The sequence below is a fragment of the Kerstersia gyiorum genome (assembly GCF_004216755.1).
Taxonomy (GTDB): domain Bacteria; phylum Pseudomonadota; class Gammaproteobacteria; order Burkholderiales; family Burkholderiaceae_B; genus Kerstersia; species Kerstersia gyiorum.
In genome coordinates this window covers 947,363-961,988 of sequence record NZ_SGWZ01000001.1, presented here as the reverse complement: position 1 = coordinate 961,988, position 14,626 = coordinate 947,363, and the positions used below count along the sequence as shown (strand labels likewise).

The 14,626-nt window shown below is 60.3% G+C and carries 11 protein-coding genes and 1 tRNA gene; 4 read left to right on the top strand and 8 right to left on the bottom strand.

Annotated features, from left to right (window positions below; genetic code table 11):
* Position 1 precedes the first annotated feature (1 nt).
* The 3 genes from EV679_RS04235 to EV679_RS04225 all read right to left on the bottom strand — a co-directional run bounded on the left by EV679_RS04235 (position 2) and on the right by EV679_RS04225 (position 7,652).
* Positions 2 to 1,573: a hypothetical protein gene (locus EV679_RS04235; RefSeq protein ID WP_207224888.1), complete on the bottom strand. Its 1,572-nt coding sequence runs from the start codon at positions 1,571 to 1,573 to the stop codon at positions 2 to 4.
* Positions 1,570 to 6,453 carry an AAA domain-containing protein gene (locus tag EV679_RS04230; RefSeq protein WP_130486574.1) on the bottom strand — a complete coding sequence of 1,628 codons (4,884 nt, stop codon included), beginning with the start codon at positions 6,451 to 6,453 and terminating at the stop codon, positions 1,570 to 1,572. The genes EV679_RS04235 and EV679_RS04230 overlap by 4 nt, the downstream gene beginning before the upstream one ends.
* Before the next feature lie 335 nt (positions 6,454 to 6,788).
* Entirely contained in the window at positions 6,789 to 7,652 is an 864-nt protein-coding gene (locus EV679_RS04225; protein WP_130486573.1) for a helix-turn-helix domain-containing protein, read from the bottom strand.
* Between the two features lie 111 nt (positions 7,653 to 7,763).
* Between EV679_RS04225 and EV679_RS04220 the strand changes: the two genes are divergently transcribed.
* From EV679_RS04220 to EV679_RS04210, 3 genes are all read left to right on the top strand, one after another.
* Positions 7,764 to 8,003 carry a DNA-binding protein gene (locus EV679_RS04220; RefSeq protein ID WP_415359154.1) on the top strand — a complete coding sequence of 80 codons (240 nt, stop codon included), beginning with the start codon at positions 7,764 to 7,766 and terminating at the stop codon, positions 8,001 to 8,003.
* Positions 8,004 to 8,026: 23 nt separating this feature from the next.
* A complete protein-coding gene (locus tag EV679_RS04215; RefSeq protein WP_170283826.1) occupies positions 8,027 to 8,845 on the top strand; it encodes a helix-turn-helix domain-containing protein in 819 nt (272 codons plus the stop codon).
* 351 nt (positions 8,846 to 9,196) lie between these two features.
* On the top strand, positions 9,197 to 9,577 hold the full coding sequence (locus EV679_RS04210; protein WP_130486571.1) for a plasmid mobilization protein: 381 nt from the start codon (positions 9,197 to 9,199) through the stop codon (positions 9,575 to 9,577).
* 60 nt (positions 9,578 to 9,637) lie between these two features.
* Here the strand turns inward: EV679_RS04210 and EV679_RS04205 are convergent, their stop codons facing one another.
* Positions 9,638 to 9,823 (bottom strand): hypothetical protein, encoded by a 186-nt coding sequence (locus EV679_RS04205; RefSeq protein ID WP_130486570.1) that lies wholly within the window; start codon positions 9,821 to 9,823, stop codon positions 9,638 to 9,640.
* A gap of 99 nt (positions 9,824 to 9,922) precedes the next feature.
* Between EV679_RS04205 and EV679_RS04200 the strand changes: the two genes are divergently transcribed.
* Positions 9,923 to 10,141 (top strand): helix-turn-helix domain-containing protein, encoded by a 219-nt coding sequence (locus EV679_RS04200; protein WP_130486569.1) that lies wholly within the window; start codon positions 9,923 to 9,925, stop codon positions 10,139 to 10,141.
* Between the two features lie 11 nt (positions 10,142 to 10,152).
* On the opposite strand, the gene EV679_RS04195 is transcribed toward EV679_RS04200, so the two are convergent.
* From EV679_RS04195 to EV679_RS04180, 4 genes are all read right to left on the bottom strand, one after another.
* Positions 10,153 to 10,434: a HigA family addiction module antitoxin gene (locus EV679_RS04195; protein WP_130486568.1), complete on the bottom strand. Its 282-nt coding sequence runs from the start codon at positions 10,432 to 10,434 to the stop codon at positions 10,153 to 10,155.
* Positions 10,435 to 10,457: 23 nt separating this feature from the next.
* A complete protein-coding gene (locus tag EV679_RS04190) occupies positions 10,458 to 11,543 on the bottom strand; it encodes an integrase (RefSeq protein WP_068366991.1) in 1,086 nt (361 codons plus the stop codon).
* A 127-nt stretch (positions 11,544 to 11,670) separates the two neighbouring features.
* Positions 11,671 to 11,746: transfer RNA gene (locus EV679_RS04185), tRNA-Lys, on the bottom strand.
* 220 nt (positions 11,747 to 11,966) lie between these two features.
* Positions 11,967 to 14,186, bottom strand: coding sequence for a glycoside hydrolase family 31 protein (locus EV679_RS04180; RefSeq protein WP_130486567.1), 2,220 nt, complete (start codon positions 14,184 to 14,186; stop codon positions 11,967 to 11,969).
* Positions 14,187 to 14,626: the final 440 nt, after the last annotated feature.

Here is a 14,626-nt window from a genome sequence, read left to right as displayed (position 1 = left end):
GTTATTTCTTCAGCGTCAGTCGGACGCGGCCACCCTTTGTGGACCCGTCGGCGTCAACTTCGCGTGGCGGCATCAGCCGTGCCATCAGTTGCGCCAGACTGTCAATCAGGGCCGAGCCGCCCTCCTCGCGCGCCGCAGTGACGCTGTCCGAGCGGCCTCGCATTCGTGCAGAAACCAGCGCCCCTGCGGATGCAATGTGCTCAGGGGCGGACGACATGAAACCGATCGGCACGGCCGTCGCGTTGTGAGCCAAGTTGAAGTGAAACATGGCACAAACCAAGGCGTCCGGCACGAGCAACAGTTCCAAGCTTCCACCCATCAACACTACATCCGCCGCCAGCAGGCGGCTGAACTGGTCCTGGTAGACGGCCAGGCGCTCCCGTGGCGACCGGCGTGCGGTCGGCACCACGACATGCAGCCCGGTCGAGATCCGTTCGCCACCCTGAGGGGCCATCAACCGTTCGATCTTCTGCGCCAAGTCCCGCGCACTTCGCGTGCGGGCCCACAGCGGCGATTGTGGTGCCCACCACAGGGCCTCCCACTGCGCGGGATGAGTCGTTTTTGCAGCCTCCTTGGTGTCGGCTTCTGTCCCTTCTGTGGAAGGCGGCTCATGCTCAAACCGTGTGTCCAACTGCGCCACTGCTGCCTGAATACGCTCGAGCAGCAAGCCGGCGTTGCGGGGGAGGTACAGCGCGCCCAGCATTGGCGTAACGCGGTCGTCGACCGGGCGCACGAAACGCGTCAGATGGACCTCCTGGGCGTAACGGCGCAGATCGAACGCATCCCCTGTCACGTAGCTCTGCAGCAGCGTGTCATCGAAGGTCTGGATGAAGTCCCGAAAACACTCGTTGTCGCCTCGCTCCTGGCTGGCCAGCGCATCGGTGATCGCCTCGGATATTTCCAGCCGGCTGCCGAAGCTCTCATCGTCGATGTTGCGGCGGATGCTCGTCTGCCCGCCAAGATCGAGGTGGAATGTGCATGGCAGCGGAATGCTGAAGCGCTCGCCGGCGTCAATAGCACTGATCTTGTAGATCTCGGCCTTCTCCTTGGTGCAGATCTGGCGGAAGTTCTGCTGGAAGGATTGCTCCGCATATTGCCGCGTGCGCGACTGCTTATCCAGGTTGCGTGTCGCCAATTCGATCTGGGAGCGCACCCGCTTCAGGCGGTTTGGACGTCCTGCCGGGCTAAAGCTGATCAGGTCGAATACGACTTCGGCGCTCCAGTCCTGGATCTTGAAGAAGCGCGGCAAATTGTCCGAGCTGTCCTGAAAACGCGCAAGGGCATAAGTGGTGAGTTCCAGGTGCTCGTCGTTCCATTGCAGCAGACGCTCGTCCAGCAGAGACTTGAGAACGGCGTCGGTCTCCTTCTTCGAGAAGCCGAAAAAATCCTGGATCTGCGCGGGGCTGAGCGTGCCGCAGACGTATGCGATGCGCAGGGCAAACTCCGTCACCACGGGCAGAGCTTCCTCAGCGCTGATGGCGCACGAGATCGCAAAGCTCTGCGCGGGAATGGCGAACGTGATCTCTTCTACCACGAGGTGTTCGCGCAGTTGTTGTTCCTCGAGGGTGATCATGCCAGCCTCCCTTCCAAAGCTGATGCCTGAACCAACGCGAACGCCTTATCGTCCCGGTGCGCTTCGATGTGTGCGAGGACCCGCCCCATGGGCGAACGCTGGTGGCGCTCGCGCCACATGCGAGCCGCGCCAACGATTACCAGTCGATCCATGGCGCGCGAGATCGCCACGTTCACTCGTTCGTTGCTATTCAGGAACCCCTGCTCGAAGCGGCCGTTGTTGCGCGTGGTGGACACGATGATGATTCGGTTTTCCTTGCCCTGGTAGCTGTCGACGGTGTCGATCTTGATCAACCGCCGATAGCCCGTGGCCCAGTCCTGTTCGCTGAGCATGCGCTGCAGCAGGCGCTCCTGCGCGGCGTACATGCAAATGACCCCGATAGGTTTCTCCTCCTCGGTGCTATGGTCCATCAGGGACTGGACGAAGAGGCCACTGGTGCAGATCGTGCGCAGCAGATCCAGAATTTCGCGCGCCTCATAGACGTTGTCGAAGCCCGGGGTCTTGGGCCTGTCGTGGGATTCGCGCCCGGCGTCCGATGTATCGACCCAGGTCACGACCGCGCGGATGCGCTCCGGCAACTGATCGAACCACGGCGGCGGTTCACCGCGGCCGGGCTGCAGCGGCACTGGGTAGAAGCATGCGGACACCAACGCGCCGATCGGTGGCGCCATACGGTACTGCGTCTGCAGGGTTGCGCCGACCTGGCGGCCGTAATCTGACTCGAAGGCGCGCTCGAAGTCGCTACGGGTAAGCACCGTGCGGTCCGACCATTGCAGCTCAGCAGCGATCCGGCGCACGAGCGGCTCGGTGTAGAGCGGCGGCAACTGGCGGTGGTCGCCGACAAGCAAGACGCGGCGCCCCGACTGGATCGCGACGGCCAGCTCGCCCGGCGTGGCCCGGGCGGCTTCATCGACGATCACCCAGTCGTAGCGGTTGCGGGCCACCCCGAACTGGGAACGCCCCAGTCCCACGCAGGTGCCGCACACCAAGGACCGCGTCTTGGCGAGAAACTCCTCGAAATTGCCGCGCAGCGTCCCCAGCCGATCCACCCATTCCTGGGCTATCGCCATGACTTGATCGAGCTTGGACACCGTGTCGGCTGATGTCACTCCGTGGGTCTCCATCGCGGCGCGTCGTAGCTGGGCGATCGTCTCGGCTGGCTCGGCCACATCATGCACGCCGAATTTCTCCCGCGCCAACGTGCGTAGACGTTCGGTGCGTTGCCCGATGCGCGCGGCCACAGACGCGAGGCCCTCCTCCGTCGCATTGGCTTCCGAGCGCTTGCGCGCCAGCCGCTCGATATCTCTCAACAGGCGTCCGAGGTGGAAATCGATGTCGAACCATGCTTCCACGAAGTCATTGGGCAGGCCCAGATTGCGATTGAGCGCCGCGACACGCTGGCGCATTTCGGATCGGAATAGATCGCGGTAGGCCTGCAGGATGGACGCCGAATGGTGCGGCCGCAGTTGCTCGGACACCATGCCCTCAGCCCCGAAGCGCACCACGTCCAGCGGCAGGTCCGTGCGTTGACACAGTTCGATGACCTTCTCGGCGGCGTTGTTCACTGCTTCGTGCGACTGGCTTGCCAGCAGGATGCTCTGCGCACCATGGGACATCGCGTAGTGGATGAAGGAGGCGATAAAGGACGTCTTGCCGGTGCCTGGCGGCCCCTGCAGCAGGCTCAGCGGCCCCTGGGACCACAGTTTGGCGAAGGCGTCCCGCTGTTGCCGATTGAGGGAGAACACCAACTGCCCCGATTCGTTGTGGCGGTCGTAGGCATCCAGCTCTGCATCGGTGGGCGCGGCCTGCAGGGCTTGCGGCAACGGGCATTGCACCGGATCGAAGTAGTCGACCAAGTCGGGGAGCACCGATTCACGCCCCAAGATCCGGGTAACGGCAAGATGTCGTCGGCGAAACGAAGATAGGTCCTGCTGGCTGCGCAGCTTGATCCGATCGTCCACGCCGGTCTGTATGCGGATGCGCGGATTGTCGATCACAAGGATGGCCTGGGTGGTCTCGCGCATGTCGATGTCGCCGACTTTCACCAACTCGCCATTGATCTCCTGCAGGGCCTCGACCTTTGCGTCGGACTCGTAGTCGAGCGCCTCACCGTCCTTGCGATACGGGATGCGCAGCTTGTCGCGGCGCCCCATCTCGCGCGTCACCGGCGCGGCGATCTCGACTTCGGGTAGTGTGGCCTCTTCGGCATCGAGAATAGCTCGCCACAACGCCTCTGTCCGCGGGGCAGCGCGTGGCACGCCGGCCTGAACATCTTCATCAGCGTCGACCTCCTCCTCAGGTGCATCCAGGCCGAGGATCTGGGCGCGGACGGCGTCAATGGCCTGGCGGACCTCCGCTATCGCATCCAGCGCCGCGAGCAGGTCGCTGGCATCGTCCGTCGGCGCAGGTTCGAAGTGAATGTCTGCTTTCAGCGTAGCAGTCGCCTGGGTGACCATACGCACGAACTGGCTGTGCGAGATATCATGCACACGCAGCGACGCAAAGTCGAGCGTCGTTGGTTTGAGCAAGATCAGCAGACGCCGACGCACCCCGGACAGCGAAACCTCCACCTGAGGCTGGTGCCGGCCATTGCGCACCCGCTCGATAGCCACCCCTACATGGAACTCGCCATTGTCGCCCGCCAAAGGCGTGCGCGAGGTGAGCTGGCGCATCTGCACGGGCAGCCGTGGTCCGGTATCGGACAAGGGCGGATGCAACAGCCGCGCTAGTGCGTCGTCAACGCGGTCGAGCGCATGCACGCGCAGTTCCCGATCAAGGCAGCGCTGGATCTCCCCGCGCAAGGGGCCTGCATCAGTCCCCTCCCAGGACGCAACACAGTCCAGCAGTTCTCCACACATCTTCGCAACGGCGTAGCAATCGCGCTGTTCGGGCGAAACAGACTCGTGGTCCGCAGGTGCATAGGCAGGGTTGTGGGGGCCGGCCGCGCCACCCTGCACCATGTCGATGGCGTCGATGAAGCGCACGTCGGCGCCTTCGACTAGGACATTTCCGGGATGCAGGTCGCCGTGTTGCAGATCCAGCCCGTGCAGATGCAGCGTAGCCTTGACCAGTTGGTGACACAGCGTGAGGATCTCGCGCGCCGCTGGGCAGGCCTTGCCGGCCTCCAGCAGCCCCTGCCCCTCCACCCAGTGCTGGACCAGGAACGTGCCCGCGTCAGAAAGACCGAAGTCCACCACCGGCGCCAACGAGGCACAGGGCTGAGTCTTTACTAGGCGGGCCTTGTCCAGAAACATCTTCAGCGCATGGGTTTCCTCGGGACGCTTCGGATCGGGCCGCCGTCCGTACCAGACCTTCACCGACACCGGGCGTCCGCCCACGGTCGAACGATAGAGATGGCTATGGCCCTGCTTGATGTTTTCCTCAAGCGGATAGGCCACCATCGGCATGACTTCGCTGCGGTAAGCCTCAAAGACGCGCAGATCCACCTCGGCCCTTGACGCTCGCCCGACCGGCAGAGCGTTCAAGGCGTCCAGCATGACGCGGGCATTCGCAAAGCGCGCCGATGGAACCCAATCCATGGCTCGGGCGAACCAGGCGGCTAGGCCAGGATCGCATTCGCCCCCCTCCGGGGGCTCCCATAGGAACAAGCCTTCCATCTGACGCGGTAGGCGCAAGAACAGCACGTGGTGCGCGGCCGCACCGAGCAGGTAGACGTCTCCCTGAAATGCGTCGCTGGATTCGCCCTCACCCAGTTCGGAGTCCTCGGGCAGCACGGCCTTGCCGGCACGCAGGCTGTCGCGCAGCGGCCCCACCGTGCCCGCCTCGGGAAAGTAGGCGGTCAGGAAGCTGGAGATAGACACCTTCGACGGCCGCTCCAGCCACAGGCTGTGGTCGCTGACGTCGCGATGGGCCACGCCGGCATCGTGCAGTTCCGCAAAGTGCGACAGCAGCACCTTGATCAATGCCAGGCGGTCCGCGAACGCCAGGTCCTGTCCGTGGCGTTGCACGAATTCGTTGAGCCGCAGTTGGCGCGAGGGCAACCGGTAAAGTTCGCAGAAGTCCGCGTCGATATCGTCCCGGGTGGGATGGGACAGCGGCTGCAGCACCACGCCATCCAACTGCTCACACTGCTCATGGATGAAACCGAGCACCTTGTGCTCGCGCAGCGCGATGCGCGCCCGCTCATCAAGGGTGTCGGCGATGCCGGTGAGCGCGGAGAAGTCCCAGCGCCGCAGCAAGGCTTCGTGCCGCTGGTCGTCCTTCTTGACCGATTTGTATTCCTTATACAGGCCCTGCGGATGTGTAAATGTCGCCTCGCCCACGATCTGGAAGTTTCCAAACGAAAAGCCGGAGGGCTTGAAGTCCCGGCCGCGGAAGAATTGCGTGAAGGTCTGCAGATGCAGGTTGGGCTTGCCTGCGCCGGGATTGTCAAACTCCTGCCGATAGCCGCCTTGCTTGGCGATCTTCAGGAACTGGTCGAGCGTCAGGACGAAGGCCTTTTCATCATCAGGGATCGCAGAGAAATCTGCTGTGCCACACATAACAACACGATAGTCGATGTAAACGGACCTGGCCGGCTCAGTAAGGCGGTTTCGGATCTTAGACGAGAGAATCTTCCACTTGTCGGCAAGCACTTTGACTGGTGATCGCCCCATGTCATCGCCGTCGCGCAACCAGTGGTCTTGCATCGGCTCAATCTTGCCGCGCCACTTCTTGAGCTCAATAAGCAGCAAGCGATCATGGGTCAGAAGCACTAGGTCGATCTCACGGTCCCGGTAGGTTGTATCCATCATCATGAAGCCGGCGTAGCCTTGCCAATTCAGGCTGAACTCAGATGCATTGAATGCCTGCCGCATGCGCTCCAGAGCCTCCTTCTCCGATGCGTGGATGCCATCACTGCTGATGATGCTGATCTTCATTTTTATATCTGCTTAGCCTAATTGGAAAATATTAGGGGTGCCAATCTCCGCCTTGAATCGCTTATTTAATCGTCCATATTCAATGCTTAGGCGCTCAGTCATTCGAATAGACTAATAATCCAAATTTTGCGCGATAAACTCCAAATTAATGTTAAGCCTATGGGTAATATTATCGAACCCTGTGATTGGTTGGAATTTAATGCTCGTAGCTGACTAGGGCTCACTATTGCTGCCAAGCAAGCTGTACTTATGAACATCCACAAACGCTGCAAAGTCGCTAGTGAACTGCGTCTGCACAACTTCTGCTTCTGGCCGAAAGCAACCCATCCATATTACTAAATATTTTTCACCAAAACCTTATAAACCGCCTGCCGACTCACGCCAAACCGTTCCGAAATCTCCCGCCTGGAAGCCCCCAGCTGCGCCATCTCCCTTATCTCATCCGCCCGCGTCCTCTCTGGCACCCGCGCCAAAATAAACGCCTGCATCCGCACCGCCGCCTCATCCGGCACCTGCTCCCAAGGCGCTTCCAGTCTCCTCACCAACTCCCACTGTCGTTTCACCTCATCCTGAAACCGTTGTCGATACCGATGATCTACACGGTAGCGTGACGTGGGGTCTGAAGGATTGTGCTCTGTGCAGAACCGTCCACTGAACTTCCACGCATTACCTCTACGTTTGCCATCCTCTGACGCCTCCACCACCGCGCGCATTGTCTTGCGCCAACAAAGCTCACAAAACGGATAATCCGACGATACCTTGCGACCATGATTGACGGCCTCAGCAGCCTTGGTCGCTTTGACGCCCACCGACTGACGCGATCGACGCAGCAGCACGAACATACCTACCTCGTAAAGCGTTTCCAGCAAAGCCATCAATCGCAGATCGTGCCGATGCTGTCTCAGTAATGCTTTGTGTGCCGTGCGCAACCGCCCCACGCGCTCACGCTCCCCGCGTTCCCTCCCCATCTCCAACCAACGCGAAAACGGCCCATCAAGCAGCTTGGGCTGCCCCAAGTCATCCAAAGCCTGCGCCACCGATGCATCCAGATATTCGCGCACCTTGCTCCAAATCGAATACCGCCGCGAAGCCATGGTGTATGACGGCGTACAGACCTGTTCGAACTCTGCTACAGCCGCTCTCACCGCCTCCGGGCAGTCGTCCCACACCACGATCTGATTTTTCCCTTTTGGTGCCATGTCTTTGTTCAGCCCAGCCCTGTCAACCTAGCTGTCATATTTCAATCCTTTCAAGGCCTGAAGTTTCGAATAACTTTAGTACCTACTGAATTATTTTGGAAGGAGTCGAATGTGAATACCCCACACAGCACCCAGGCACTGGAAACAAATCTGAACCAGATGTACGGCCCGTTGCTGAGCCTGCCGCAGCTGGCAGAGCTGCTGCATCGCAGCCCGGACGGTTTACGGGTGGCCCTACGCACGTCACAGCCCTATGCGTTGCAAATCCGGCAGGCTCGCGTGAAGATCGGGCGCAGGGTGTATTTCCGCACTGCCGACATCGCCAGCTATCTCAGCCAAGCCGGTGCCTGATGTTCACCAGGTTTGAGTGGGCTTTGTCTTTGCGCATCAAGCCCGTCGAAAAACTGATCCTGCTGGTGCTGGTGAAGATGACTGATACCAAGGGAGGTTGCTTTCCCAGCATTCGCTTACTGGCCGAGCAATGCTGCGTGTCGGAACGCACGGTGCAGCGCACTTTGAAGCGCTTTGAGGCCAATGGATGGCTGAAGATCGAGGCACGCTGGCGCGATAAAAACGCAGGACAAACTTCTAACGGCTATCAGTTATTGGTTGAGCCGTCTGAAAACACGCCCTCTGAAAACGATCCATACCCCCCTGTCAATTTGTCACCCTCCCTCCGTCAAATTGTCAGGGGCGGGGTGACACAGCTATGTCACCGGGGGGGTGACATAGCTGTGTCACCCCATGAACTACCAACTGAACTATCTATTGAAGATGTAGTACCGGAACAAGCTGTGGATAACAGACGGTTGAGGATGCCGGAGCCGTTCAACGCAGGCGAAGCCGCAGAAGCAGCCGTTTTGCTGCAAGGCATTACGTCTGACGACGCGCAGTTGCTGCTGGACGAGGTAGCGGGAGCGATGCACAAGCCAGGAACCATCAAGACCACGCCGATGCAATTCCTGCGCGGGCTGATCAAAAAGCACCAAAAGGGCGATTTCAGGCCTTATCTCGGCAAACAGTTATCAGCCCATGCCGCAAGCAGAGACAGCGCCGTAGCGGCCTCAAAATCAGCCGATAGCAGCATTGCCACAGCTCACATTGAACAGATCACGCAAATGTTGCGCGGCCGAGCTTCAAAATCTGTTGATCGTGACTCCACCGGCCCGCCTTCGGATCGCCCTTCTGCATGACGGCCAAGGCGTCAGTACCGCTGCACGAGGAACATCAAACCAAGCAGCCTCTGAAAACACCTAGCGTATGCGATCAAACGCGACGATGCGCGAAAGAACGCGAGGCGATGCGATTCAACGCGACGGAATGCGACTTTATGCGAGGAAACGCGAACATGCGCGATTTCAACCAACCCAGCCAAAGAGTCGCGCATGTTCGCGTGAAAAGTGACGGCAAGATGTGTGTTGCACCGGTACAGGCAAGGCCTGCACCGATCCAACACCTCCCTGATTCGCGGGTCGCTCAACATGTCTTGCTCTGCGAGGCGAACGAGAGCTACCGCTCTTTCAACTTAACCACAGGAGAACGTGATGGATGAACAGAAGACAGACGCACCAAAAAAGAAACGCGGTGGACGTCCACGCGGCAATTGCGTGGACGTGTATCTCACACCAGAGGAAAAGGCCGCTATCAGCAGCTTGGCCAGCCGTTCGGAGACGTCTCATTCCAAGTGCCTGCGGGCATTGGCTTTGAACACACCCATTCCGTCAGCGTTGGATAAGGATGTGGTGGACGAGATGGTCAGGCTGGGCGCTGATGTGCGTCAGGCGGGCAGCCAGTTGAAACGTTGGCTTTCAGAGGATAGCAAAGACGGCGCACCGGAGATCAATCCCGAAGCGCTGTTGCATGAACTGCAAGCACTGGCCAAACAGATGCGGGTTTTGATGGCCAAGGCAGTACGCGAACGCTGATGCGCTGGACAATTCGACGGAAGACCTGGAATCTGTCAGATACAGATTCCAGGCTTTGTCTCAGTATTCCTTGTACCGAGCGTCGCTGTTCTGCGGAGCCTTGTGTGTAAAGCCTTTTGTCGCAGGTAGCGTATTCACTTCTGCGGACGGCTTGCTGTCGGCTTCGCTGCTGCCACCCACGTTTATCACGACGACCGACACCGCCACGATGGCGGCCACAAGAATAACGATGAGCTTGGTGTTCATTTCCCTGCCTCGACCCGGCTCAGGCGGCGCACAATCGCACTGCCCAAACCCAAAATAGTCTAAATTCGAATATTCAAAAGCGGACTATAGCATCGGTAGATGCTCTATGGTCCCGCCTACGAGGCAATCCGCAACCTGCTCCGTGAGACTCGCAAACACGCGAATCTGACGCAGGTGGAGCTTGCCCAAAAATTGGGCCGTGGGCAAAGCTACGTTTCCAAGGTGGAACGCGGCGAACAATACATTGATCTGGTGGAATTTCTGGATTGGTGCCGGGCCTGCAACGCCAAGCCTGCGGAAGTCATAGACAAACTCTAAGCGCCCTCGCCCTACGCACGCTGCTGCTTGCGCCGCAGGTCATGATTGGCCTGCATGGCCAGCCATGTTCTGGCGGTACTGAACCCCGCATTTCCCAGCCGCTGCGCCAAGCCGGCATCCACAGCAGCTCTGCCATCCAGCACGGCTTGCAACGCGGAAACCTCGATACCAAAGCGGCAGGCAGCATCGGCCACTGATAGACCCAGCGCGGCTATCACGTCTTCACGCAAGATTTCCCCTGGATGGCACGGAATCTGCACAGCCCTATTCCTTTCATTCAACCAGGGCGACATGACGACATGCCGCCCCATCGCCATCACGCCCGCACCTTGCGCGGCTTGATGGCATCCAGTTTGTCCACCAGATCCTCGGCCCGCAAGTGGGTGTAGCGCTTGAGCATCTGCATGGATTTGTGGCCGCTAATCGCTGCCACTTCCTGGTCACTCAAACCCGCTTCCACCAAGCGGCTGACCGCTTCATGCCGCAGGTCGTGAAAGCGCAACCCCTCGATACCCAACCGCGCCTTGATGCCCAGCCATACCTTGTTGAAGTTGTACGGCCTGCGTTTGCCGTCCTTGCCCGGTTCACCGTAGAAAATCAGGTCAGTATCCAGCGGGCGCACAGGATGCGTCAGGGCTTCACGGAATACCTGCGCCGCCTGTGCAGTCAGCGGCACGGTGCGCGGCTGGGTATTTTTGGTTTCCAACAACCGCACGACCCGGCGCGGCAAATCGACCTGTGAGCGTTTCAAGGACGTGATTTCCGACGAGCGCATGCCGGTTTCAATGGCGATACGCACGATCCAGCGCAGCATGGGGTTCGAATGTGCGTCCACGGCTTCCAAGAGCGCCGTTTCTTCCGCTGGCGACAGCCGCCGGTTGCGCCCGGCTCCCGGCGATGGGCGGCGCACATTGGCTACCGGGTTGTAGGCCAGCCCCAAGCCCCATTCCTTGATGGCGACGTTATACAGATGCCCCATCAATGCCAGTTCCAAACGCACCGTGTTAGACGCACGAGGTTGCGGCACGCCATCCACGCAGCGGTCTTCGCCCGACAAACGCCGGTCGCGGAAGGTGGCCACCATGTCGGGCGTGATGGCTGCCAGCGAATATTTGCCAAAAAAGTTGACCAGCGCCGTCGAGCGCTTGCGCTCGGCATTCTGCGTCATGGGCCGCTTGGTGGGCGTCACTTCGTCCAGGTAGCGCTGCATGGCGGTGGCGAAGGTTTGCCGCTCCGCTGGCGCACGCTGGATAAACAGGCCGCGCACCATTTCATCTTCGGTGCGCCTAGCCCAGTCTTCGGCATCACGCTTCAGGCGGAAGGTCTTGATGGTGGTGGGAAAGCCGGTGCGACGGATGACGGCTTTCCATGTGCCAGAGGGTGTTTTTACAAGGGTGGCCATGGTGCTTCGGTACAGTGTCTGCGTAGGGCCACTGTACCGAAACTGTACCGCAGCGCAACTTTTGTACCGAAGCAAAGAAAAAAGCCTGCTGAAAAATCAGCAAGCCTTTGATCTAAAAGATAAATTCTGGTGGGTCCTGTGGGATTCGAACCCACGACCAACGGATTAAAAGTCCGCTGCTCTACCGACTGAGCTAAAGACCCTTTTACTGCCTAGCTTCACCAGCGTTCAAAAACTGGTGAAGCTATAAATTATGACGCAAACATCGCCTTGTGTCAAAAATCAGCGGCAAAAATGCAAAAAAGGGAGGTTCAGACTAACGCCCCTTTTCGTCTCGCAGCATCAGGCCCACACAGGATTGGCAGGCAGGCTGTCGGTTGCCATAACGCTCCGGTCTCAGCCCGCCCAATCCACTCTGCAGCCTTAGCGTGCCCGCGAGATTCGCACTTCTGCCCCGCGGCGCTTGACCTCAAGACCTTGCGACGGCAGGATGCGCAGGCCTTCCAGGCCCTTGATGTAGCTCGATCCCTGCATTTGCATGACGCGGATTTTGTTGCGCATGACGACCGGGTTGTTGACCGGCATGCCGAACATCCAGACTTCGTCAAGCAGGCGGGCGGAGTTGAATTCGCCCGTGTGCAGCGTTGCCGGCCCCAGACAGAGCATGTGGCCTTCGCGGCCGAAGACGGGATACTGGTCCAGGCCGCATTCCATCGTAATGACGGTGCCGCCTTCGTAGCGCCAGCCGGTGTTCAGATCCCACCAGGCTTCGCCTTCGGGCAGGTAGACGGTCTGGGTCTTGCCGGCTTCGAGGATGGGCGCTACCAGCAGGGCCGGGCCCAGCAGGTACTGGGTTTGCCATTGCTGCGCACGTTCGTCGTTCGGGAACGACAGCGCCATGGAGCGCTGTACCGGCAAGCCGGTACGCGCGGCGTCTTCGATGGCCCCCAGCACGTAGGGGATGAGCCGGTAGCGCCAGCGCATCCAGACTTGGGCGGCCGCTTCGGCTTCTTCACCGAATTGCCAAGGCAGCAGGCCCTGCACGCCCTGGAAGATGAAGTTGCCGGAGAAGGTCAGTGCGGTGAGCCAACGAATGTAAAGCTCGGGCGTGACGGCATCGAGCGGCGCACGCACGTTGCCCAGCGCATGCATTTGCAATGGTACGGCACTGTCACCCAGAGCCAGCGCAGTGCGCAGGCTGAATGCCAAGCCGGCCCAATTATTGGGAACTTCGGGCGCAGCTTGCCACGGCAGGCGTTGCGCTGCCGGGAACAGGTCGCTGCCCGGCACCACGCCTTCCGGCGGGATTTTGTGTCCGGCGACAGCATCAAACAAGGAGCGGCGCGCCAGCAGCGGGTACAGGGTGCGCAAGGCCGCGCCGCTGTCGTCGCCACGCGAGACCAGGCCATCTTCCAGGTTGGCGGGCACGCTGCAATAAGGCGCTTCCAGTCCGTCCTGGAATAACTGGTGGTGACGGTCGCGCCATTGCGCGTAGACGTCCTTGTTGGTCAGGTCCAGCAAGGCATAGGCCTGTCCGTTGGTCGCAGCGATGCCAGGAAATACCTTGGCGTCGCCGGATTCTTCGGCCAGCAGCCAGCCGCGGTCTTCCAGTTCAGTGAAGGCTTCGGAACCGGCCAGGACGCCCGGAAATACGCTGGCGCTGACGTGCAGATCGCGCTGCTTGAAGAGCGCAAGGGCTTGCTTCGGATCAGGGAAGCGCTGCGCGTCCCATTCCAGGTTCAGCTTGCCCTCGCGCACCAGACACGCGGCCGGCTCGGGCAGTTGAACAACGTCCAGGCCCAAGCCGTGCTCGCGGAATTCCGCCGCCAGTTCAGCGGCTTCCGTCACCGACAGGTTTTCCGGCGTTTGCAGCCAGGTTCCCATGGCCCACAGGCTAGGCTGGCCAGCGCGGCCCGTCAGCTGGGTGTACTGGTTGAGGATTTCGCCCGGTTCGCCCGCGAACAGGAACAGGTCCAGAACGCCGCTGTCTACGCCAATGCGATAGTCGTCGGGGAATTCGCTGTCGCCCACGGCGTGCACGATGCGTTCAACACCGTTGACGTAGACGCCCCAGCCGCGCACGCTCCACGCCAGCGGCAGGGAACGGTGCGAAGGGTCGTCTGAAACGATGGTTTCGCCACGACGATCCAGGTCGCCAGCGGTTTCGCCCAGGCCATAGACGGCTTCGCCAGGCTCCAGGCCAAAGGCCAGCGCCCAGTAAGGTTCATCCTCACCGGCAGCACCGTGCCAGCTGCCCTGCTGCGCTGAATCTGCGCTCAGCAGGACGCGGTCGCCACGGCGCAGCACCAGCCGCCACGGGTGATGAGCCACTTCCAGCTCGACCTCACCTTGCTGCAAGCGCCAGATACCGGCATCACTGTCGGTATGGACTTCCATTTCGCCCACCGCTTCTTCACGCGCCAGCAGCATTTCCGCCACGGCTCGCGCACGCTGGATGCGCGGCTTGTCGCCGGTAATTTTTTCCTGCGGCCCGGCACGCAGACGGAATACGCCCGGTGCATGCGGCTCGATCACCAGCACGCTTCCCGCACCCGCATCGAATTCGATGCGATTGGCAGAAGACTGACTGGGTTCGAGATGATCCAGTTGTATCGTATGGACGGAGTCGTACGTTGACGGCACTGAGCATCCCCCGGCCACGCGCAAACGGCCACGCGCGGCCTCCCCGGGAGGGATTCCGCACGCCCGACCATTCGCCCGAAGGCCTAAATAGCTTCAAAAGTCAGTATTCTGACGGATTTGCGCGGCGAAATAAACTCACCCCCGGATTTTCGAACTAAAATCCTGCCCTTTTTTCAGTCCGCCTGCCGCTTTTGTGCCGTCCCGATACGGGGAAAAGGCTAGCGATCTCTTGCACTAAGGGCTGCCCATCTATATCCGCTGCGGCAAATCGCCACATTCAGCCCGAAAACACATTTTGTTACTTTCGTCAGGCTTTTATCTTGCAGTCTGACTGCCGGCCCGGATATTGCTGGCACCGACACCCCAACCCAAGGCGCCGCCTGCAATCCTGGCAATCGGCAATAAAACTGCTTCCATCCGCTACGTCACTTCGTGACCGC